This window comes from Neobacillus sp. PS3-12, from assembly GCF_030915385.1.
Taxonomy (GTDB): Bacteria; Bacillota; Bacilli; order Bacillales; family Cytobacillaceae; genus JAEVLT01.
The window spans coordinates 1,119,513-1,141,591 of record NZ_CP133268.1 but is presented as its reverse complement, the minus strand read 5'-3'; the positions used below and the strand labels follow the sequence as shown (position 1 = coordinate 1,141,591).

Genomic DNA, 22,079 nt, shown 5'->3' with positions numbered 1-22,079 from the left:
GGAGGAGAAAAAAATGACACAAATTGAAATAAATTCAAAAATGCGTACCGAAAAGGATTTTTTGGGATCAAAAGAAGTTCCTGCGGATGCTTATTACGGAGTCCAGACCCTTCGTGCTGTTGAAAATTTTCCCATCACAGGATATCGGATTCATGAAGAATTAATAAAGGCAATGGCGATGGTAAAAAAAGCAGCAGCCCTTGCGAATATGGATGTCAAACGGCTTTATTCCGGAATTGGCGAAGCGATCGTCATGGCAGCAGATGAAATGATCGAAGGTATGTGGCAGGACCAAGTTATTGTTGACCCCATCCAAGGCGGAGCAGGAACGTCGATTAATATGAATGTAAACGAAGTCCTTGCTAACCGTGCGATTGAATTACTCGGGAAAGAAAAAGGTGACTATTACCATTGCAGCCCTAATACCCATGTCAATATGTCTCAATCAACGAATGATTCATTTCCAACTGCGATTCATATTGCTGTTCTTAATCTTTTAGAGAAATTGTTAGTTACCATGGAAGATATGCATACCGTTTTTCAGCAAAAGGCCGAAGAGTTTAATCCGATTATTAAAATGGGACGTACCCACCTTCAAGATGCTGTACCGATTCGTCTGGGTCAGGAATTTGAAGCCTACAGCCGTGTAATAGAACGTGATATGAAACGGATTAGGCAATCCCGTCAGCATTTATATGAATTGAATATGGGGGCAACAGCCGTCGGAACCGGCTTGAATGCAGACCCGCGTTATATTGAATTTGTGGTGAAGCATCTAGCAAACATCAGTGGTCTTCCGGTAGTGGGGGCTGAACATCTTGTGGATGCGACGCAAAATACGGATGCCTACACAGAAGTATCAGCGGCATTAAAGGTTTGTATGATGAATATGTCAAAAATCGCGAATGACTTACGATTAATGGCTTCTGGCCCAAGAGCAGGTTTGGGTGAAATCACATTGCCTGCACGGCAGCCCGGTTCTTCCATTATGCCAGGTAAAGTAAATCCAGTAATGGCTGAAGTGATTAATCAGGTTGCATTCCAAGTCATTGGCAATGACCACACGATTTGTCTTGCATCAGAAGCAGGCCAGCTTGAATTGAACGTTATGGAGCCTGTTCTCGTATTTAATTTGCTGCAATCAATCAGCATTATGAATAATGCTTTCCATACTTTCACTGATAATTGCTTAAAAGGAATAAATGCGAATGAAGCGAGATTAAAAGAGTATGTAGAAAAAAGCGTTGGAGTCATTACAGCAGTTAACCCTCATATTGGATACGAAGTAGCGGCTCGTATTGCTAGAGAAGCGATTTTAAGTGGGGCACCAATCCGAGAATTATGTTTGAAATATGACGTGTTGACAGAAGAGGAACTAAATTTGATCCTCGATCCGTATGAAATGACCCACCCTGGGATTGCAGGTGCAGCTCTTTTGGACAGGCAGTAACTTTTACAGGTAAAGCAATAAGGGCGCAGCAGCCCTTTTTTGCTTGATAAGCAGTTTTTCGTATTTCTAATGATGTATGTATATAAGAAGTTTGTTTGGAAATGGAAGTGGAATTTATGGAAAAATTCAAAGTTGCTCCAAATGGGGAAGTAGAAACAACCTTACGAGGCGCGGAATTATTGGCGGTACCGCTGTTGAATAAGGGGGTTGCATTCACGGAGGAGGAAAGAATAGAACTAGGTTTAACAGGATTATTGCCACCCGCAAAACTGACACTTGATGAGCAGGCATGCCGTGCATATGAACAATTTTCTTCACAGCCGAATGATTTTCATAAAAATATAACCTTATCGGCTCTTCATGATCGTAACAGAGTATTGTTTTACCGTGTGCTTACAGAACATTTGCCTGAAATGCTGCCGATCGTTTATACACCTACAGTCGGATTGGCCATTCAACGTTACAGCAATGAATACCGCAGGCCTCATGGAGTATATTTATCCATCAATGATGTAGACGGTATTGAACAGACCTTTGAAAACTTCAACGCGGGTGCGGAAGATATTGATTTAATCGTTATTACCGATGGGGAAGGCATTTTAGGTATTGGTGACTGGGGTGTTGGCGGTATTAATATTGCAATCGGCAAATTAGCGGTGTATACGGCTGCAGGTGGAATCGACCCCGCCCGTGTCATGCCTGTTATTTTGGATGTGGGCACAGATAATGAAGAGCTTCTTAATAACCCTTTCTATATCGGTAATCGCCATCCCCGTGTTCGGGATGAGCGATATGATGAATTCATTGAACAGTTTGTAAGTACAGCGACGAGAATGTTTCCTCATTCATTACTTCATTGGGAGGATTTCAGTTCTCAAAATGCACGAAAAATTCTGGAGAAATACCGAGATAAAGTGTGTACCTTTAATGATGATATACAAGGCACGGGTGCTGTCTCGCTAGCTGCTGTACTGGCCGCAGTGCGCGCTTCCGAAGTCCCGCTCAGTGAACATCGAATTGTCGTATTTGGGGCGGGGACAGCAGGTATTGGAATTGCGGATCAGATCCGTGATGCTATGGTACGCGAAGGGCTTTCATGGAAATCAGCTAACCTCAGATTTTGGTGTATTGACCGAGATGGTTTGCTAGCAGATGATATGGGGAAATTGTGCGAATTCCAGCGTCCATATGCTCGTCCAGCAGCAGAAAACAATGCGGGGTGGAGCTTAGCTGAAGTCGTTCGTCACGTACATCCAACGATTTTGATAGGAACTTCAACGGTTGCAGGTGCATTCACAGAGGATATTGTGAAAGAGATGGCTGCCTGCGTTGAAAGACCAGTCATTATGCCTATGTCCAATCCGACTTCACTAGCAGAAGCAAAGCCTGCTGACCTCATCCATTGGACCGAGGGAAGAGCATTGGTAGCAACCGGAAGTCCGTTTCCTCCTGTAACATTTAACAAAACTGTATATGTTATCGGACAATCCAATAATGCTCTTATTTTTCCAGGGCTTGGACTTGGTACCAATGTGGCTCGTGCCAGTATTATTACTGACGGAATGTTTGCAGCAGCTGCAGAAGCTGTGGCAGGCATGATTGATGTAAGTAAGCCAGGTGCGCCTTTACTTCCGCAAATTGAAGATCTTCGCACCATTTCAGAAATCGTTGCGGTAGAAGTAGCGAAGGCGGCTGTTGCTGATGGTGTGGCACGAATAAAAAATGATGACATTAATCAGGCAATCCAAAATGCAATGTGGTCTCCGGTGTATCGGCCCATTAAAGCTGCAAAGGAAACAATTATGGTATAATGGGCAAAAATACAGCTTGTTTTGCTATGCAAGCTGTATTTCTTATATGTAATAGGAGATTGGAAACCCATATTAAGAGACTATAAAAAAATTTTTGTTTATAACAGCAAGCGTATACTATAAGCAATTATTAGGAAGTGGTAGATTGAGAGCGAAGAAACTGGAAGGCAAGGATTTTTGGATTATTATAGCTCTTATGGTTATTATACCGATTGCGGGTGAATTGAATTTTCATCCATTCGATAATGTATTTCGGGTCAGTTTCGGAACGCCGATTTTCTTCTTTTCTTTATTGTTCTTTCGAAAAATTCCACCTGTGGCAATGGGGCTATTGGTAGGATTGTCCGTTTCAATGTTCCGTGTTTTATTGGATTGGATGGTGTCGGCAGACTTCATTCTGTCGGTATCTCTCACCTTAAGATACCCCACATTCTTCTACTATCTTACCTATTCCTTCCTGTTTTATTTAATGAGGGTGAATCGTTTTCAGCAGCCCCTGTTGATTGGATGTTTTGGAATTACAATTGAAATCATGTCAAGCCTTGTAGAGTTAATGCTGTATCATTTTTTTGTACTCGGAACTGCGGTGACAGTTGGGGCACTGAACAAAATCATTATTATTGCGGTATTTCGAAGTTTTTTTGTTTTGGCCTTTATTAATATGATGATGCTGTACGAACTTAGGGTGAAAGAATCGCAAACTCGGAGGGAGAATGAGAATATGCTCATGCATCTCTCCAATTTATATGTTGAGTCCGTTTATCTAAAAAAGACGCTGCAAAACGCAGAGACGATTACAAAAGAATCCTACAATCTATACCGAAGTATGAATGACTTTAACCAAGCTCAAGGACTTCCTATTGAAAATTGGGGACAAAAAGCATTACGGATAGCTGGAGAAGTACATGAAATAAAAAAAGATAACCAAAGAATCTTTGCGGGCCTTTCGAAGCTCATTTCAAGTGAAAGTCTTCCGGAATATATGAATGTACATGAAGTGGCACACATGATTGTACGAATCAATCAGAAATATGCAGCGTTGTTAGGAAAGAAAATTGAAATTGTGTCACAGATTAGGGGACAGCATCCGAATTATCAGATTTACCTTATGCTGTCTTTTATCAACAATTTAGTAACAAACGCAGTCGAAGCGATTGAAGATACAGGGACAATAACCGTCACGATTGAAAAAGACGATCAATGGATCGATTGTAAAGTAATTGATGATGGTTCGGGGGTTCCTTCAAAATATACTCAGCTCATTTTTAAACCGGGATTTACTTCTAAATATAAGGAAGATGGAACACCGTCAACGGGAATTGGGCTCTCTTATATAAAAGAAATGGCAGAGGAATTAGGAGGGGAAGTAACGCTCCTGCCTAGAGAGCGCGGAAGCATTTTCACTATCCGACTGCCAATCCTCAGTATTGCAGAGAAAGGGTGAGTTTATGTTTTTTTATATTACAGATGACGATGAAGTCTTTCGATCGATGCTTTCACAAATTATTGAGGATGAAGAATTAGGTGACGTTGTTGGGGAAGCGGAAGATGGTTCCTTACTTGATTCGCATTCTCTTGCATTAAAGCATGTTGATATTTTATTCATTGATCTGCTGATGCCAATTCGGGACGGTATTCAAACTGTTCGGAGTCTTGTGAAGTCATTTAAAGGGAAAATCATTATGATTTCTCAAGTGGAATCAAAAGAGATGATCGGAGAGGCTTATTCCCTTGGAATCGAATATTACATTACAAAGCCGCTAAACAGAATTGAAGTAATATCAGTTGTACAGAAGGTCATGGAGCGGATCCGTTTTGAACGATCTATACAAGACATACAAAAATCGATTAGCCATATATTTGAATGGAATTCTCCCAAAGAACAAAGGCCTTCAACAGAGGAGAAGAAAATTACAGACTGGGGGCAGATTTTACTCTCCGAGCTCGGTATAGCCGGTAGAAAATGGAAGCAGGGACCTGCTCGATATCATTGATTATTTATATCAATATGAGACAAAGCTGGCGTCTAATTCTGAATTTCCCATTTTAAAGGATATCTTTACCCATATCAGCTTGAAAAAATTAGGAACGTCTGCTTCACAAGATGAGGTTGAAAGGGAAAGGAAAGCGTCAGAACAGCGTGTTCGCAGAGCAATTTCTCAATCATTAAATCAATTGGCGTATCTTGGTCTTAACGATTTTGCGAATCCGAAATTTGAGAATTATGCGCCGAAATTTTTCGATTTTACGACCGTACGTCAACGAATGACGGAATTAAAACAAGCGTCTTTCGCTTCATCAACCAATACTCGGATTAATGCGAAGAAGTTTATACAGGCTTTATATTTCGAAGCAAAATATTTGGCAACTGAGGGATATTAACATGTGAAATTTTTTAGAAATTCCATTTTTCCTAACAAGCAGGAAGATCACCCATTCGTTTCTAACTTTTGTCATACTCTGAACGGACAAGACATAAACTTGTACAAAAAGTGGGAAACGGATGGAAGGATGGATGGTATGGTACGCTCTAGATCGGATGATATTCGTCGGCGAATTGCCAAAAGAAGAAAAGAAAAAGAAAGAATGGAGAACAATTCGAGACCTGAACGTCTTTTCACCTTACCTTCTGAGGACGAAAAGCATGGTTTTAGCCCAATTATTAGCTATGAGGGCGGGGGTCCCGAGGAAGAGATACATCCCCTATTTCGAAAAGAAGTATTTCTTTTTAAGATACTAGCATCTGCCTGTTTATTTCTTGTCGTAGCCATATTGTTTCGCAACCACACAGCTACCTTTGATTCAGCCAGAAATGTGGTGAAACAAACAATGGAAACAGAGTTCCAATTTGCTGCAGTCTCAAATTGGTATGAAGACAAGTTCGGAAAACCGTTAGCATTACTGCCTTTTACACCGAATAAACAAACCGCAAATGTTTCATCAAATCCTCAATACGCAGTACCTGCCTCTGGAAGAATCCTTGAAAACTTCCAGAAAAATGGCCAAGGAATTATGATCGAAACGAGTAAAGGTACGAAAGTTGAAGCCATGAACGGAGGAGTAGTTCAATTTGCTGGAGTAAAAGCAGGTTTAGGTAAAACTGTCATTATCCAGCATTCGGACCAAACGGAATCCTGGTATGGAAACCTGGAGTCCATCAATGTAAGTCTGTATAAGTACATTGACAAAGGGAAGGAAGTCGGAACTGTATCTCCATCCACAGACAAAGCAAAAGCAAAAGGGGAGTTTTATTTTGCCATTAAAAAAGGAAATCATTTTATTGATCCCATACAGGTGATTCAATTTGAGTAAACTAGGTGCTTTAATCCGGCAGATCCATATTCATCCCCTATTATGGATTGTCATTGCTGCATCGATTGTGACCGCTCATTTCCTAGAGGTTTGTTTATTACTCTTGATTATTTTTATACATGAAATGGGGCATGCTGCTGCGGCTTCTTTTTTTTCGTGGAGAATCAAAAAAGTCTCCTTGCTCCCATTTGGCGGGGTAGCCGAAATGGATGAGCATGGAAATAGGCCGCTTCGGGAAGAAACGATTGTCGTAGTAGCCGGACCACTGCAGCATGTCTGGATGACGGGATTAGCCTTTTTTTTAGAAAAAATCGGATGGCTTTCACCCGACCTTTTTCAGCTATTTTTTGAATATAACCTAATGATCTTTTTGTTTAATCTTTTCCCAATATGGCCCCTGGATGGAGGTAAGCTGGTCTTTTTACTTCTTTCCCTAAAAAGGCCATTTCCCGAGGCGCACCGTTTGACATTGCTGATGTCTACTGGATTCCTTACTTTGTTTGCTATTCTGATTCTAATTACGGCACCAACACACATTAACGTCTGGGTGGTCATCCTTTTCCTTTATTTTTCACTCTATCATGAATGGAAGCAGCGCCGTTATGTATTTATGAGATTTTTATTGGAACGCTATTATGGTAAAGTGGATGGTCCCCATAATCTTGTTCCGATTAAAGCAGATGAAGAGGATATGATTATTCAAGTCCTGCAGCGGTTTCAACGCGGCTGCAAGCATCCAATCATTATTGAAAGTATCGATAATGAAGAACGAATGCTGGATGAAAATGAAGTCCTGCACGCCTATTTTACGGAAAAAAGAGTAACTGATAAAATCAGCGACCTCCTCTTTTCATATTGATGTTTCGTATATTATAGTAAAAGAATAATATTCAAGTATAAGGTGAGGAAGCGAGACTTGGAAACATTAATTATCAATTACGCTGCAAGGGAAAAGCGATTTGCTCTATTCATTAACAATAAAGTAGAAAAACTGTTTATTGATCATCCAGAAGACCATTCATTGGTTGGAAATATTTTTTACGGTACAGTAACAAGGGTTTTACCGGGAATGAATGCTGCTTTTGTAGATATCGGTGAAGGAAAAAATGCCTATATACCGCGGAACCTTCTTGCAAGTTTCGTGTTAGCGGCAGAGGAAAAAGCGATAAAAGAGCAAAAAAGTATCGCCAAATTTGTCCATCAAGGTGAGAAAATCCTTGTGCAGATTGAAAAGGATGCAACCGGAACAAAGGGGCCAAAAGCAACAGGAATTATTGAAATCCAAGGGGACAATTTAATATACATGCCATATGGGCGTTATGTGGCCGTCTCAAAAAAAATTGCTGATGAATCAAAGAAAACAGTTCTCCGCCAGCTTGGCAAGCAAATGAAAGATCAGGATGAAGGGATCATTTTTCGAACTTCCAGCATGAATTGTACCGAGCAGGAACTTCGTGCAGAGTTGGATATGCTGCGGATTAGTTTTGAACAGATGCTTCAAAAGGCATCTGTTTTAAACCATCCGGGAATTCTCTTTGAAAAGGATCTATTTTCTGAAAAGGTGATTGAATCCATCGCAAAAATGTCCTCGGGTGAAGTCATTGCTGATGACGTTAGGTTCAAGCAGAAACTTGAAGGAACTGAGCCTGTTAAAATGGGTAAGGTAGTGCTTCGTTATTATCAGGAAAAAGAAAATATTTTTTCAACTTATCGGGTTGAGCATGAAATTGAAAAAGCATTAAAAAGAGTGGTTTGGCTGGAGAATGGGGCCTATCTCATTTTTGATGAAACCGAGGCCCTGACCATTATTGATGTAAATACTGGTAAATTTTCAGGGAAGAGCGAGCTTGAAGACACCGTTGTAAAAACCAATCAACTAGCAGCAATCGAAATTGCCCGACAGCTTCGTCTCCGCGATGTGGGCGGTATGGTTCTCGCTGATTTTATTGATATGAAAAAAGACCACCACAGGCAATTCATATCAGAAACAATGGAACAAGAATGCAAAAAGGATGAAAAAAGGACAAGGGTGATCGGCTTCACCCCGCTTGGCATTCTCCAGCTAACAAGAAAAAAGACAAGGGTTTCTTTATCCGAGGCATTAAAAGTAAAATGCCCTGTATGTGAAGGGACAGGACGAATCTTAAGTGCGGAAACAGTTGCCTTCCAGCTTGAAAGAGAATTATTTGAACATCGTCATTCCGAATTCGAGGCCGTGCTTGTTGAAACAACACAGGAGGTTAAAGCGGCGTTCGAAGGGCCAGGCAAAAGTTTTCAAAGCTATTTTGAAGAAGCGACCCATTTAAAAGTGTTTTTTGAAATTCTCCCTGCAGTTAGTCCATACTATAATCTAAAACAATTTGCAGATGTTGAAGAGTTTTATGATAAAAAAAGGAATCCTATTGACCATTGACTGTGAATGTGGTAGGATTTTAATGTTATGTTTGTAGCACCCGTGCTACAACCGCTCAGAACAGGTAGTAAGCTTTTGCCTATGCAAAACGCCTGTAATTGGCGAGTCTGAGTTTATAAGGAGGTGCAGTTCATGTACGCAATTATCGAAACTGGTGGAAAGCAAGTGAAAGTTGAAGAAGGTCAAGCTATTTACATTGAAAAGCTTACTGCTGAAGCAGGCGAAACAGTTACTTTTGATAAAGTTCTTTTCGTAGGCGGAGAAAATGTAAAAGTAGGAAGCCCTGTTATTGCAGGCGCTACTGTTACAGCTAAAGTTGAAAAACAAGGCCGTCAGAAGAAAATCATTGTTTTCAAGTATAAAGCTAAGAAAAACAATCGTAAAAAGCAAGGTCATCGTCAGCCGTATACTAAAGTCATCATTGAAAAAATCAACGCATAAGGTGTTGAGCAATATAGATGATTGAAATTACGATCACTCGTACAGGATCTGATCAGATTCGGGAGTTTGAAATAAGGGGACATGCTTTTTTTGCTGAACGGGGCAAGGATATTGTCTGTGCAGGCGTATCGGCAGTTTCTGTTGGCACAATTAATGCCATCCATGCCTTAACGGGCGTTATACCCGAGATTAAACAAGGAAACGGTTTTCTCCGCTGTGTTCTTTCGGAAAACCTATCGGAGGACATCATTGAGAAGGTTCAGATTCTTCTTGAAGGTATGGTTATTTCATTACAAACGATTGAAGAAGAATACGGGAAAAACTTAAAAATAACCTTCAAAAAGCGGGAGGTGAAATAAATGCTATTAAAATTAGATCTTCAGTTGTTCGCATCTAAAAAAGGGGTAGGTTCTACAAAGAACGGACGTGACTCAATCGCAAAGCGTCTTGGCGCTAAGCGTGCAGATGGTCAATTCGTAACTGGTGGCTCTATCCTGTATCGTCAACGTGGTACTAAGATTTATCCAGGTGAAAACGTGGGCCGCGGTGGAGATGATACTCTATTCGCGAAAGTTGACGGAATCGTTAAATTCGAGCGTTTAGGTCGTGACCATAAAAAAGTCAGCGTATACCCAGTAGCTCAAGAAGCATAAGTTGCTGCATGAAACTCTAACCGATTGGTTAGAGTTTTCTTTTTAAAAGATAAGAAAGTCTGTTCGTTGAGCCGCTTTCTTAAACGTGTTTTTTACTTCAATGGAATTAACACTTCATCAATCCAACCAGTGCTTCATTATGCCTCAAAAGGATGATTATACATAAAATGTACATACTCCAGCCAACTTTTTTGATATACTAAAGCAAACAGTTTTCTGACAATTGAAGTGGGAGTGCACGTATGAAAAAAGAATGGAATATGATCGAAGTGCTGCGACATTCTCGGCATGATTGGCTAAATAAGCTGCAGTTAATTAAAGGAAATTTAGATTTAAATCGAATAGATCGAGCAAAAGCAATTATTGATGAAATTGTCATCGAGACACAGCATGAAACAAAGCTTTCCAATTTACATATACCCTTATTTGCATCATTACTTATTCGAGCAAATTGGGAAAGCAATATTTTCACTTTGGAATACGAAGTGCTGCAGGAGTCTGGTATATTGTACATCAATGAACTTGCGCTAACAGAATGGACAGAAGAGTTCTTTTCTTGCTTAAATGAATCCATTACGGCATTGGATGAAAATCATTTAGCCGTTTCAATTGATTCTCAGGAAGATGGAGCTCGTTTCTTTTTTGATTTTAGCGGAATAATAAAGCAGAAAGCACGGATAGAAAAATTCCTGACTGAAAGCTCTGTCAAAGAGATAGGACTGACGGTAAAGGAATTTTCTGAACATGAGCTCGCATTTGAAGTTTTTTTGCCAATAATTAATAGGTGAAAGCGGGCTAATTACATCCGTCGCAAGACGAAACAACCAGTGCAGACGGGAGGAATAGAATGTTTGTCGATCAAGTTAAAATTTATGTTAAAGGTGGCGACGGAGGCAATGGAATGGTTGCTTTCCGCCGAGAAAAATATGTTCCAAAAGGTGGTCCTGCCGGCGGTGACGGCGGAAAAGGTGCCGATGTTGTTTTTGAAGTAAATGAAGGACTAAGGACATTGATGGATTTCCGTTACCAGCATCATTTTAAAGCGCCCCGCGGTGAACACGGGATGTCCAAGAACCAGCACGGGAGAAATGCCAAGGATATGATTGTAAAAGTACCACCTGGTACTGTCGTGATTGATGAAGAAACAAAGGAAGTCATTGCTGATTTGGTTGAACATGGACAGCGTGCCGTTATAGCCAAAGGCGGCCGTGGCGGACGAGGTAATACGAGATTTGCCACACCTGCTAACCCTGCTCCGGAGTTATCAGAAAATGGTGAACCTGCCCAGGAACGTGAAGTCATACTCGAATTAAAGCTGCTGGCTGACGTTGGCCTTGTTGGTTTTCCGAGTGTTGGAAAATCCACCTTATTATCGGTGGTTTCATCAGCGAAACCAAAGATTGCGGATTATCACTTTACAACGATTGTCCCAAACCTTGGTATGGTTGAGACAGAAGACGGCAGGAGCTTTGTTATGGCTGACTTGCCTGGTTTAATTGAGGGTGCACACCAAGGCGTTGGTTTAGGGCACCAATTCTTGCGTCATATAGAACGTACAAGAGTCATTGTCCATGTGATCGACATGGCCTCAACCGAAGAGCGAGACCCATATGAAGACTTCCTGACAATCAATAAAGAACTGAAAGAATATAATTTGAGACTAACTGAACGTCCACAAATTATTGTGGCCAACAAAATGGACATGCCGGAAGCAGAAGAAAACCTCAAAAAATTCAAAGAGCAATTGACGGAGGATTATCCGATTTTTGCAATTTCCGCCGTTTCGAGGAAAGGCTTAAGAGAACTCTTATTTGCAATTGCCGATAAGTTGGAGCAAACTCCTGAATTTCCTCTTGAACAGGAAGAGGAGACAGGTGTTCATCGTGTCATTTATAAGCATGAAAAAGATGCGGATGCCTTTAAGATTTCCAGAGAATCAGATGGTTCATTTGTGGTATCTGGTGAAAAAGTTGAAAAATTGTTTAAAATGACCGATTTTTCAAGGGAAGAATCCATTCGCCGCTTTTCCCGCCAACTTCGTGGTATGGGAGTTGACGATGCCTTAAGAAAACGAGGGGCAAAAGACGGTGACATTGTGAAATTATTAGAATTTGAATTTGAATTTATTGAGTAGGGTTCCAAGAGGGTGGAGAGATGAGAGCCGACAAATTCGATAAGAAGTTTTATTTGGTTCGTGAGGATGTATTGCCTGAAGCCATGAAAAAGACCATCGAGGTCAAAGAAATGCTTGATCGGGGAAAAGCGGATTCTGTCTGGGATGCCGTCCATCGGGTGGATTTAAGCAGAAGTGCTTTTTATAAATATAGAGATACGGTCTTTCCGTTTTCCTCAATCAAGCAAGAGCGGTTGGTTACACTTTTCTTTCATCTCGAGGATCGTTCTGGAACGTTGTCCAAGCTTTTAAATGTTGTTGCTTCCTCTGGGTGCAATGTTCTGACGATACACCAGACCATTCCCCTGCAAGGCAGAGCGAACGTGACCATGTCACTAAACACATCTGATATTCGCATGGAAATTGATGAATTTCTTACAGAATTGCGAAAATTAGAATTTGTTGATAAAGTGGAGGTACTGGGAACAGGAGCATAAAGGGGGAAACACAATGTCGCAAAATTTGCTGATTGATAGCGATGGACATACAAAAAAGGAGAGGGAAATGGTGAAAGTAGGTTATTTTGGCCCAAAGGCTACGTTTACCCAAATGGCCGTGAGCAGATTTTTCCCGGGTCTTGATCATCTACCGTATCGAACGATTCCCGATTGCATTGACGCCGTTGACCAGCATGAGGTTGACCTTGCTGTTGTACCGGTTGAAAATGCCTTGGAGGGGTCCGTTCCCATTACAGTTGATTATTTAACAAGGGAAGTTGAAATACCGATCATTGGGGAAATTACAGCACCGATCCGTCAACATTTTATGGTCCATCAGGCAAATAAAGATAACTGGAAGAATGTAACTAATATTTATAGTCATTCCCATGCGATTGCGCAGTGCCATAAATTTTTGCAAAGTCACTTTAAAGAGGCTTCGATCGAAAGTCTTTCTTCCACTGCTGGGGCAGCTGTTTTTGTAAAAGATCATCCGGAAATAATGGCTGGGGCAATTGCAAATGAACAAGCGGCAAAGGAATATGGCTTAGCGATTGTTCAGCCAGATATTCACGATGTTGCCTACAACCATACTCGCTTTGTCATCTTGTCCCATGATCAATATGATTTGGAATCAAGTGCGAACGAAGCCTTTCTTGGTTATAAAACAACCGTCATGGTAACACTACCAGATGATTACGCTGGTGCACTGCATCAAGTATTGTCTGCCTTTGCCTGGAGAAGAATCAACCTTTCAAAAATTGAATCAAGACCAATGAAAACGGGCATTGGCAATTACTTTTTCATTATTGATCTTGAAATGAAGTTAGATAATGTGTTGATTCCAGGTGCGATCGAAGAACTCGAAGCGCTCGGATGCGGAGTTAGAATTCTCGGAAGCTATCCATCATTTCTTATTGATTTTAATTAAAACAAAGGATCCAGCTACATTGTCTGGATCCTTTGTTGTTTTTATTGGGTTTTGAGGACGGTAAGGTAACAAGATTCGGTCGGTTTCTCGTTCTCTTCGGGGCCATTTTTCTTGTCTAATGGTAACAAGATTCCCTTTCGTTACCATGGGGGCTAGTTTTTCCGTCTAATGGTAACAATAATCCGTTTTTCGTTACCATGGGGTCCGTTTTTCCCGTCTGATGGTAACGAGATTCTCTCTCATTTCAATCGAGCCCTCATGTAACAACTCTCCAAATACGCAGCCTTACGCTTCAATTAAAAATCCAGCATCCTTTAACGCCGCTTCAGCATCCAAAAGAGCCGTTTCGCTGTTGGAAGCCAATGTGTGCAGGTGGATCCCTCCGGTTAATTCTGCTAATAACGTGGCTTTTGTGGCCCTTAGCTTTTCCATAAATTGTTTAACTTCCTGCCGATTGGAAACCATTATGGATGCTGTTAAATCGCCATAAATGGGATGCTCTACTTTAACATCCTTTACAGTTACGCCGTGGTCCACTAATAAATTTAATTCTTTTTCCGTGTCTTCAATTTTGTGAAGGCAGGCAACGGTTCGCTCAAAAATGGGTGTTACCGCATTTTGCCTTAAATACAAGTATCCTTGACTTGTTGCAATAATGGGTTCATTTTTAGCTTTTAAAATTGTTATATCGCCAACAATCACTTGTCTGCTTACATTCGTTTTTACAGCCAGTTCACTTCCAGTTAGAGGAGCACTGCTATCCTTTAGCTGCTGCAAAATCCAAGTGCGCCGTTCGTCCCCTAATAATTTTTTTGGCTCAGCCATCGAATTCCTCCTAAAAAAATTTACCTTGTATTATTCTATCACAATGCTGTAAAAATCAAGAAAGAAGCTTCTTAAGATTGCTGACAATACTGCAAATCGTTTCCCCAAGGTTTTCAACTTCTTCAATTGTAGTTGTTCTTCCAAAAGAAATTCGGATAAATTCTTTGGCTTCCTCGTTTGGGACTCCTAATGCCTGCATTGTTTTTGAAGGGGCCTGCATTCCCACTTGGCAAGCACTTCCTGTTGAAATCGCAAAGCCTTCTCGATTACATTCCAACATTAAAAGCTGCCCTTCAATACTAGAAATCCTCATTCCAATGACACTTGGAAGCTGATGCTCACCTTTGGCTTGAATGATTGTAACAAGATCCTGAATGGGTTTAAGCTTTTCCAAAAAGACTTGGCGAAGATTACAAAACATCACTTCTTCTTCAGCCATATGGTCAATCACTTTTTGGGCAGCAGCGGTCATAGCCGCAATTGCAGGAACATTGACGGTTCCAGGCCTTAAGCCTTTTTCATGGGTGGTTCCTGGATAAAACGGTCTCCAGCCGATTTGCGGGTTAATATATACTCCGCCAGAACCTTTTGGCCCGTAAATTTTATGACCAGAAAAGCTAAAGCTGTTTACGAACTGTGCAGCCTTTTTTAGATTAATTTTTCCAAAAGATTGGACAAAATCACTATGAAGGTAAACTTGGTTAGCACGACAAATCTCTGAGATTTCTTTTATCGGCTGAATGCTGCCAATTTCGGAATTTACATGCTGGATCGAAACCAAGGCGGTTTCAGGTGTAAGTTCAGCCTTTAATGTTTCTGGATCAATTCTGCCATCAGGTGAAAAAGGCAGATAGGTAATTCTATAACCCTCGTTTTCTAGTCTTTTCATTGTTCCATGAATAGAAGAATGTTCAGCCATGCTGGTTATGATATGATTTTTCGAAATGTCCACATTGGAAAGCAGGGCTTCTATAGCCAAAAAATTACCTTCGGATCCGCCGCTTGTAAAATAAAGTCCCGCAGGATCAATTCCTAATAAACTAGCCAGTTCTTCTCGGCAATTTTCCAATAATCCGGCTGCTTGTGAGCCAATGTCATGGAGGCTGTTTGAGTTTCCAAAGTATTCTGTTGCAACTTTCACAAAGATTTCCGCAGCTTCTGTATCTAAAGGTGTTGTTGCAGCAAAGTCAAAATAAATCATGATCTCCTCCGAAACATTATTTTGATAGAAAAGTACTTGTCAACAGTTTAATTCTATGTAAATATATATGTCAAGACACCTGTAAATATTGGAGGCTCTCAAATGACCTATGATGATGTATTAATTGTTGGCAGCGGCGTTGCAGCTTTACAATTAGCCGCCTTTCTTAATAAAAATGTAAATGTGAGAATTCTCACAAAGTCGAAGGTAAGAAATGCAAATTCATATCTTGCTCAAGGCGGTATTGCTGCAGCCATTGGTAAACAGGATCATCCATCCAAGCATTTTATGGATACATTGAAGGCCGGCAGGTTTCATAACAACGTGGAGTCAGTTCGTAAAATTGTAAATGAAGCTCCAACACTTATTAGAGAAATTTTTGCAAAAAGCTCGGTCTTTGATATGGATTCAAATGGTGAAATGCTGCTCGGAATGGAAGGGGCACATAGTGAGAAAAGGATCGTCCATAGTGGCGGGGATGCGACAGGAAAAAATGTGGTTGAATATTTGATTGATCAACTAAAGGATAACGTGAAAATAGAAGAAGATGTATATGCCTACGAACTTATTGTCAAAGAAAATCGGTGCATTGGTGTAAAGACGAAAAAACCGAACGGAGAAATCCATGTTTATTATGGGAATAACACTGTTCTGGCCACGGGCGGTTGCGGGCAATTGTACACCTATACCTCTAATGCAGAAACGGTAACTGGCGATGGAATTGCAATGGCCTATTTGGCAGGAGCAGAAATAGCGGATATGGAGTTTAACCAATTTCATCCGACCTTATTATCTATCAACGGAGAAACAAAGGGGCTGGTATCAGAAGCTGTCAGAGGCGAAGGAGGAATCCTGGTCACTGAAGATGGTACCCCGATTATGGAAGAAGTTCACCCGTTAAAGGACCTTGCTCCAAGACATGTTGTTTCTCAAAAAATTTATGAATATATCAGCAAAGGTAAAAAGATTTATTTAGATATTGATTCGATACCGAACTTTACAGCACGGTTCCCATCCATTACCGAGATTTGCGAGGAAAATGGGGTGGATTTATCAAAGGGGAAGATTCCTGTTGTTCCTGGGAGCCATTTTTTAATGGGGGGTATCAAGACAGATTTAATTGGCAGGACCACAGTGGATGGACTTTTTGCTATTGGCGAAGCATCTTGTACTGGCCTGCATGGTGCCAATCGTTTGGCTAGTAATTCTTTGTTAGAAGGCCTTTATCAAGGGAAAAAGTTGTCAGAATGGATAAACCAGGCAATGATGAAGCCATTGTCTGTAGAACCTATCAAAATACCGAACCATATAAACACGAAACAAGCTAATTTACCGGAAAAATCAATTCTCCAACACAAAATGATGGAACATGTCGGTATTGTTCGAAACAAAGAACTGCTGAAAGAGCAAGTAAATTGGTTAACTCAATTTAAAGTCAATGAAATAACAGAATTAGATGAGTATTCGATCGATGATATAGAACGGATCTTTATGGTAATGGTTGCGGAATTGATCACTGTAGCTGCCCTAAAAAGGACAGAAAGCCGCGGGGGCCATTACAGAAGCGATTATCCAAAGGAAGATGACCGTAATTGGCTGCATCAAACGATCACACATATTCATAAAGGGGAAGAGGAAAAAAGTCATGAACAAATTCAAACTATCTTCACTGCTTAACAGTTTTTTTATTGAAGATATCGGCGAACAGGACATCACAACAGATCTGCTATTTACAGATGGAACACAAGGGGAGATTGTTTTTATTGCAAAAGAAACAGGGATTTTCTGCGGAGAAGACATTATTAAGACCGGCTTTAGCCTGTTTGATTCGGATATTAAAACAGAGGTATTGATAAAGGAAGGAGAACCAATTGAAGTTGGACAGAGATTAGCAACTGCCTCTGGAAAAATTGCAGACCTATTAAAAGGGGAAAGAGTCATTTTAAACCTTGTTCAAAGAATGAGCGGGATCGCGACATTAACGGATAAGGCAGTAAAAACCTTAAATAGTGCACATACAAAAATATGTGATACAAGAAAGACTACTCCAGGCTTACGCATGCTGGAAAAATTCGCAGTTCGTGCCAGGCGGCGGTTTTAACCACCGCTTTGGATTATATGATGGTGTGATGATTAAGGACAACCACATTTCATTTGCCGGATCGATTCACAATGCAGTGAAGGCTGTCCGTGAAAAGGCCGGGCATATGGTCAAAATTGAAGTCGAAGTCGAAACAGAGGAACAAGTCATTGAAGCAGTCAATGCCGGGGCCGATGTCATTATGTTTGATAATCGGACACCTGAGGAAATTAAAGAATTCATTCAATTAGTTCCTTCTGGAATTATTACAGAAGCTTCGGGAGGAATTCAGTTAAGTAATCTTGCTTCTTACGGTGATACAGGTGTTGATTATATCTCACTTGGTTTATTAACACATTCATATAAGGCACTGGATATTAGTGTAAAGGTGCTCATCGACAAAGGGGAGAAATAAAGTGAGTATTTTAGCTGCACTGAAGAATTCAAATGTTATTCCGCAAAAATACAGAACGATGTCTAAAGAAGAATTAGAGCAAAAAGTAATCGATGCAAAAGAAAAATGGGGAACACGATTATTTATACCTGCCCATCATTATCAAAAAGATGAAGTGGTCAAGTTTGCCGATGCCACAGGAGATTCCTTACAATTGGCCCAAATATCTGCAGCCAATAAAGAAGCTGAATTTATCGTCTTTTGCGGTGTTCATTTTATGGCGGAAACAGCGGATATTTTAACAACGGAAAGCCAGAAAGTCTACTTACCCGATATGAGGGCTGGCTGTTCAATGGCAGATATGGCCGATATTCATCAGACCGGAAGAGCCTGGGACAAGCTGCAGGAACTATTTGGTGATACGATCCTGCCATTAACCTATGTAAATTCGACTGCAGCCATCAAAGCATTTGTTGGTAAACATGGAGGTGCAACCGTTACAAGTTCAAATGCCGAGAAGATGGTGAAGTGGGCATTCGAACAGAAAGAACGGATCTTATTCCTGCCTGACCAACATCTTGGCCGAAATACAGCTTTTACGCTTGGAATCGGTTTAGATGAAATGGCAGTTTGGAATCCAATTGATAACACCATTGAATATGATGGTGATTATGCAAAAATAAAAGTTATTTTATGGAAAGGACATTGCTCAGTCCATGAAAACTTTACTGTTCAGAATGTCATTGATACAAGAAACCAATATCCAAATATGAAAATCATTGTTCACCCGGAATGCTGCCGTGAAGTGGTGGAATTAGCGGATTTGGCCGGGTCGACTAACTATATTCTTAAAGCAATTGAAAGTGCGGAACTTGGTTCCGAATGGGCAATAGGGACCGAGATGAATCTCGTGAATCGAATTATTGAAAATCATCCTGATAAAAAAATAATTTCACTAAATCCAAATATGTGTCCTTGCATGACCATGAACCGAATTGATTTGCCGCATTTGGTCTGGTGCTTAGATACCTTAGAAGATGATAAGCATATCATCAAAGTCGACAAACTGACGGCAAGCAAAGCTATTTTTGCCTTGGAAAAAATGTTGAATTACGCATAGAAGATGAAGATGGAGCAGTTTTTTTGCTCCATCTTTTTTTCGCCCCTAATCATAATTTCCTAAATATAGGCATAAGTTTTTTTGAAGTATATTAGCACTTTGCCCATTCTCACATACACTATATGGACTTATGCCATAGGAGGGAAAACAGAGTGAAGATCCATATCGTACAGAAAGGGGATACTCTTTGGAAGATCGCCAAGAAGTACGGCGTGAATTTTGAAGAGCTGAAAAAGATGAATTCGCAGCTCAGCAACCCTGATATGATTATGCCCGGAATGAAAGTGAAAGTCCCAACAGCAGGCGGACACGTAAAGAAAGAGGGGCATTCAAGTCATAATCCAGGAATAAAAAAGGAAATGCCAATTGCTGAGCATCCGTATGCTAAAGAGCAGCCAAAACCAGTGCCAATTGTTCAAGCCCCAATTAAGGAAGCACCAATCAAAGAAGCACCTAAAGCGCCTTACGTTCCTAAAATGCCTACTCCAGTAATTCCCGAAATTGACATAAATAATTATTATATGATGAATATGCAGAGTATGACTGTCCAACCACCGCCACAACCAGTGGTGAAGGAAGTTCCGAAAAAAGAAGTTCCAGTTGTTCCGCCACCAGCTCCGGCACCTGTTGTTCAAGCGCCAATTGAATGCCCGCCAATGGAACAACCAATATGTGAACCTGAATGCGTGCCAGTAACACCTGTAATGCCAGGTCCAGGATTTTGTCCGCCATTAGGTTTTCCAATGGGGGGAGGAATGACATTTCCTTCTGCAGGTCCAATGCCGATGATGGATCCTGGAATGGTTCCTCCTGTACCAGGGGTTGCCCCGCCTGTAGGTGGTGCCGGCTTTATGCCAACCCATTTTGAAGATGAATCATCTTCAGCCTTTATGCCAAATATGCCAATGATGAATCCGGGACCTATGACGGCTCCTGTACCGCCAACTGGTTTTCCTGTTCAACCTGGATATATGCCACAGGGTGCAGGATTTGGAGGTCAAGTTTCTCCAGGATATCCAGCTGCACCATTTCAAGGAGTTCCAGTAACTGACGGCTACGTGCCAGGAGCTTATTCGGGGTATGCGGAAATGCAAGGAGGCTACCCAGGATACCAAGGCTATCCGCAAGGAGGCTATCCGGGTGGTGGTCACCCGCAAATGCAGGAAGGCTACCCAGGAGGTGGTCACCCGCAAATGCAGGAAGGCTACCCAGGAGGTGGTTACCCGCAAATGCAGGAAGGCTACCCAGGAGGTGGTTCCCCACAAATGCAGGAGGGCTACCCAGGCTATCCAATGACACCGCCAACCGGTTATCCGCAAGGAGGCTATCCAGGAGAATTTGCAGTACAACAGCCTCCTCGAAATGTATATGGAAATCCTGCTATGGATCCTGGGTATGGAAACCCTGCTATGGGTCCTGGGTATGGAAATCCTGCTATGGGTCCTGGGTATGGAAACCCTGCAATGATGAATCCATATGGACAAATGACTTATGGGTATCCACAGCAAATGGGCTATGCACCACATGTAGAATATGAATCGTCAGATATGTATAAGCATGGAATGCAGCAGCCGTATCCAGTCCAGCATAACCCTTTACCAGTTTCAACAGGCGGTTTAGCCGACTGTGGATGCGGTGCACCTGTCCCGGCACCACAACCTTTTGTCCCGACAACTCCTCCTGTTTACATGGCACCATATAATGCACCATCACAGTTTGCCCATCCTCCATTTATGAATCCCTATGGAATGGGCCCGATGGGTGGCGCACCGTATGGGATGCCGCGGGACGATGAAGAATACGATGAAAATGGGAATTAATAAGAGTGGAGGGGATGATTATTTTAATCGTCTCCTTTCCTATTTCAAACAACAATTTCATGAACCAATCCTAAAAATGGAGCAAATTCGGGACTCTGTTTATTTTGTGAGAACAATGACGAAAAAATATGTGGTGAAAGGATACTCTAAGTATAAAAAACTAAGGCTTCAAGAGACATTTACAAGGACTCTACATCAGGAGGGGTTCAATAAAACGTATCAATATTTCCAAGATATTACGAAGGAACCACTGTTTTTTGAAGGAGAATCTTTTGGCTGCATAGAGTATTTGTCCCCCCATCATAAGTCCTTTACCTTTGATTCAAATAAAGATCGTAAAGCAGGGCTTAAGCTGTTGGAGGAATTTCATCATGTAACAGCTTCATGTGTACCTAGATACCAAACACTGTTACCGTATAGCAATATGCTGGAAAAATGGTCTGAACGGTTAAAAACCTTTAAGAAATATTGTTCAAAAATCACCTATTTTTTAAATGAACAAACTGTAAATGAATTAATTGGATGGGCCGAGTGGTCTTTAAATGGAATGAAAGAAAATGAAGACTTTTTTTTCAAAAAGCCTTTTGTCATCTTGCATGGTGATGTTGCCCATCATAACTTCCTAAGAGATGAAACAGGGATGTTGAATTTGATTGATTTTGATTTAATTCATATTGGTCCGTCAAGTATCGATTATTTACAATATGCTAATCGAATCCTTCCCTCCATTGATTGGTCAATAGATAAGCTTTCACAATATAAACAAATAGGAGAGCATACACAGGAAAAAGCATTTTTATATGCATTAGCATTTCCTACTGATATTTTTCGGGAATGGAACAGAATTATGCGGGAGAAAAAATATACAAAGCATTATTATAGTGATTATGTCATTGATTTAACCTTAGACCAGCTTCATTTACGAAGAAAATTTGTTGAGGAAATAAAAATCTTGATTGCAAAAATGTAAAATGGAGATTGGTCCTTTTTGACAGGATGGAAATCCCCTTCTTGCTAC

19 protein-coding genes, 2 pseudogenes and 1 other annotated feature are annotated in these 22,079 nt (G+C 40.9%); of the genes and pseudogenes, 19 read left to right on the top strand and 2 right to left on the bottom strand.

Features of this window, described 5'->3' with window-relative positions; genetic code table 11:
• Nucleotides 1–13 precede the first annotated feature (13 nt).
• The 14 genes and pseudogenes from aspA (at nt 14) to pheA (ending at nt 13,621) form a co-directional block, all read left to right on the top strand.
• A complete protein-coding gene (gene aspA / locus RCG17_RS05965) occupies nt 14–1,450 on the top strand; it encodes an aspartate ammonia-lyase (protein ID WP_308174325.1) in 1,437 nt (478 codons plus the stop codon).
• Between the two features lie 116 nt (nt 1,451–1,566).
• Nucleotides 1,567–3,261, top strand: a complete 1,695-nt coding sequence (locus RCG17_RS05960) for an NAD-dependent malic enzyme (RefSeq protein WP_308174324.1) — start codon at nt 1,567–1,569, stop codon at nt 3,259–3,261.
• 145 nt (nt 3,262–3,406) lie between these two features.
• Nucleotides 3,407–4,705 carry an ATP-binding protein gene (locus RCG17_RS05955; RefSeq protein WP_308174323.1) on the top strand — a complete coding sequence of 433 codons (1,299 nt, stop codon included), beginning with the start codon at nt 3,407–3,409 and terminating at the stop codon, nt 4,703–4,705.
• Nucleotides 4,706–4,709: 4 nt separating this feature from the next.
• Nucleotides 4,710–5,643, top strand: a pseudogene (locus tag RCG17_RS05950) (response regulator).
• 129 nt (nt 5,644–5,772) lie between these two features.
• The gene (locus tag RCG17_RS05945; protein WP_308175777.1) at nt 5,773–6,573 is read left to right on the top strand and encodes a peptidoglycan DD-metalloendopeptidase family protein; all 801 of its coding nucleotides are present in this window, start codon (nt 5,773–5,775) and stop codon (nt 6,571–6,573) included.
• Nucleotides 6,566–7,432: a M50 family metallopeptidase gene (locus tag RCG17_RS05940; RefSeq protein ID WP_308174322.1), complete on the top strand. Its 867-nt coding sequence runs from the start codon at nt 6,566–6,568 to the stop codon at nt 7,430–7,432. Before RCG17_RS05945 ends, RCG17_RS05940 begins: the two co-directional genes overlap by 8 nt.
• 57 nt (nt 7,433–7,489) lie before the next feature.
• On the top strand, nt 7,490–8,986 hold the full coding sequence (locus RCG17_RS05935; protein ID WP_308174321.1) for an Rne/Rng family ribonuclease: 1,497 nt from the start codon (nt 7,490–7,492) through the stop codon (nt 8,984–8,986).
• Nucleotides 8,987–9,025: 39 nt separating this feature from the next.
• Nucleotides 9,026–9,105: a sequence feature (ribosomal protein L21 leader region), on the top strand.
• Between the two features lie 13 nt (nt 9,106–9,118).
• Entirely contained in the window at nt 9,119–9,427 is a 309-nt protein-coding gene (gene rplU / locus RCG17_RS05930) for a 50S ribosomal protein L21 (protein ID WP_308174320.1), read from the top strand.
• 17 nt (nt 9,428–9,444) lie between these two features.
• Nucleotides 9,445–9,786 carry a ribosomal-processing cysteine protease Prp gene (locus tag RCG17_RS05925; RefSeq protein ID WP_308174319.1) on the top strand — a complete coding sequence of 114 codons (342 nt, stop codon included), beginning with the start codon at nt 9,445–9,447 and terminating at the stop codon, nt 9,784–9,786.
• Complete coding sequence (gene rpmA, locus RCG17_RS05920) at nt 9,787–10,080, top strand: 50S ribosomal protein L27 (RefSeq protein WP_308174318.1); 294 nt, start codon at nt 9,787–9,789, stop codon at nt 10,078–10,080.
• A 242-nt stretch (nt 10,081–10,322) separates the two neighbouring features.
• Nucleotides 10,323–10,868 (top strand): Spo0B C-terminal domain-containing protein, encoded by a 546-nt coding sequence (locus RCG17_RS05915; RefSeq protein ID WP_308174317.1) that lies wholly within the window; start codon nt 10,323–10,325, stop codon nt 10,866–10,868.
• A 59-nt stretch (nt 10,869–10,927) separates the two neighbouring features.
• Entirely contained in the window at nt 10,928–12,214 is a 1,287-nt protein-coding gene (obgE, locus tag RCG17_RS05910; RefSeq protein ID WP_308174316.1) for a GTPase ObgE, read from the top strand.
• Between the two features lie 20 nt (nt 12,215–12,234).
• Nucleotides 12,235–12,690, top strand: coding sequence for an ACT domain-containing protein (locus tag RCG17_RS05905; protein WP_308174315.1), 456 nt, complete (start codon nt 12,235–12,237; stop codon nt 12,688–12,690).
• 70 nt (nt 12,691–12,760) lie between these two features.
• The gene (gene pheA / locus RCG17_RS05900; protein ID WP_308175776.1) at nt 12,761–13,621 is read left to right on the top strand and encodes a prephenate dehydratase; all 861 of its coding nucleotides are present in this window, start codon (nt 12,761–12,763) and stop codon (nt 13,619–13,621) included.
• Between the two features lie 285 nt (nt 13,622–13,906).
• Here the strand turns inward: pheA and RCG17_RS05895 are convergent, their stop codons facing one another.
• Together RCG17_RS05895 and RCG17_RS05890 are read right to left on the bottom strand one after the other, a co-directional pair.
• The gene (locus RCG17_RS05895; RefSeq protein WP_308174314.1) at nt 13,907–14,446 is read right to left on the bottom strand and encodes a transcription repressor NadR; all 540 of its coding nucleotides are present in this window, start codon (nt 14,444–14,446) and stop codon (nt 13,907–13,909) included.
• Between the two features lie 55 nt (nt 14,447–14,501).
• Nucleotides 14,502–15,647, bottom strand: a complete 1,146-nt coding sequence (locus RCG17_RS05890) for an IscS subfamily cysteine desulfurase (protein ID WP_308174313.1) — start codon at nt 15,645–15,647, stop codon at nt 14,502–14,504.
• 102 nt (nt 15,648–15,749) lie between these two features.
• On the opposite strand from RCG17_RS05890, the gene nadB reads away from it, so the two are divergent.
• The 5 genes and pseudogenes from nadB (at nt 15,750) to RCG17_RS05865 (ending at nt 22,031) form a co-directional block, all read left to right on the top strand.
• Complete coding sequence (gene nadB, locus RCG17_RS05885) at nt 15,750–17,324, top strand: L-aspartate oxidase (RefSeq protein ID WP_308174312.1); 1,575 nt, start codon at nt 15,750–15,752, stop codon at nt 17,322–17,324.
• Nucleotides 17,293–18,142 (top strand): annotated as a pseudogene (gene nadC / locus RCG17_RS05880) (carboxylating nicotinate-nucleotide diphosphorylase). The gene nadB and the pseudogene nadC overlap by 32 nt, the downstream one beginning before the upstream one ends.
• A gap of 1 nt (nt 18,143) precedes the next feature.
• A complete protein-coding gene (nadA, locus tag RCG17_RS05875) occupies nt 18,144–19,241 on the top strand; it encodes a quinolinate synthase NadA (protein ID WP_308174311.1) in 1,098 nt (365 codons plus the stop codon).
• Nucleotides 19,242–19,393: 152 nt separating this feature from the next.
• Nucleotides 19,394–21,061 carry a SafA/ExsA family spore coat assembly protein gene (gene safA, locus RCG17_RS05870; RefSeq protein ID WP_308174310.1) on the top strand — a complete coding sequence of 556 codons (1,668 nt, stop codon included), beginning with the start codon at nt 19,394–19,396 and terminating at the stop codon, nt 21,059–21,061.
• Nucleotides 21,015–22,031: a phosphotransferase gene (locus tag RCG17_RS05865; protein ID WP_308174309.1), complete on the top strand. Its 1,017-nt coding sequence runs from the start codon at nt 21,015–21,017 to the stop codon at nt 22,029–22,031. Before safA ends, RCG17_RS05865 begins: the two co-directional genes overlap by 47 nt.
• Nucleotides 22,032–22,079: the final 48 nt, after the last annotated feature.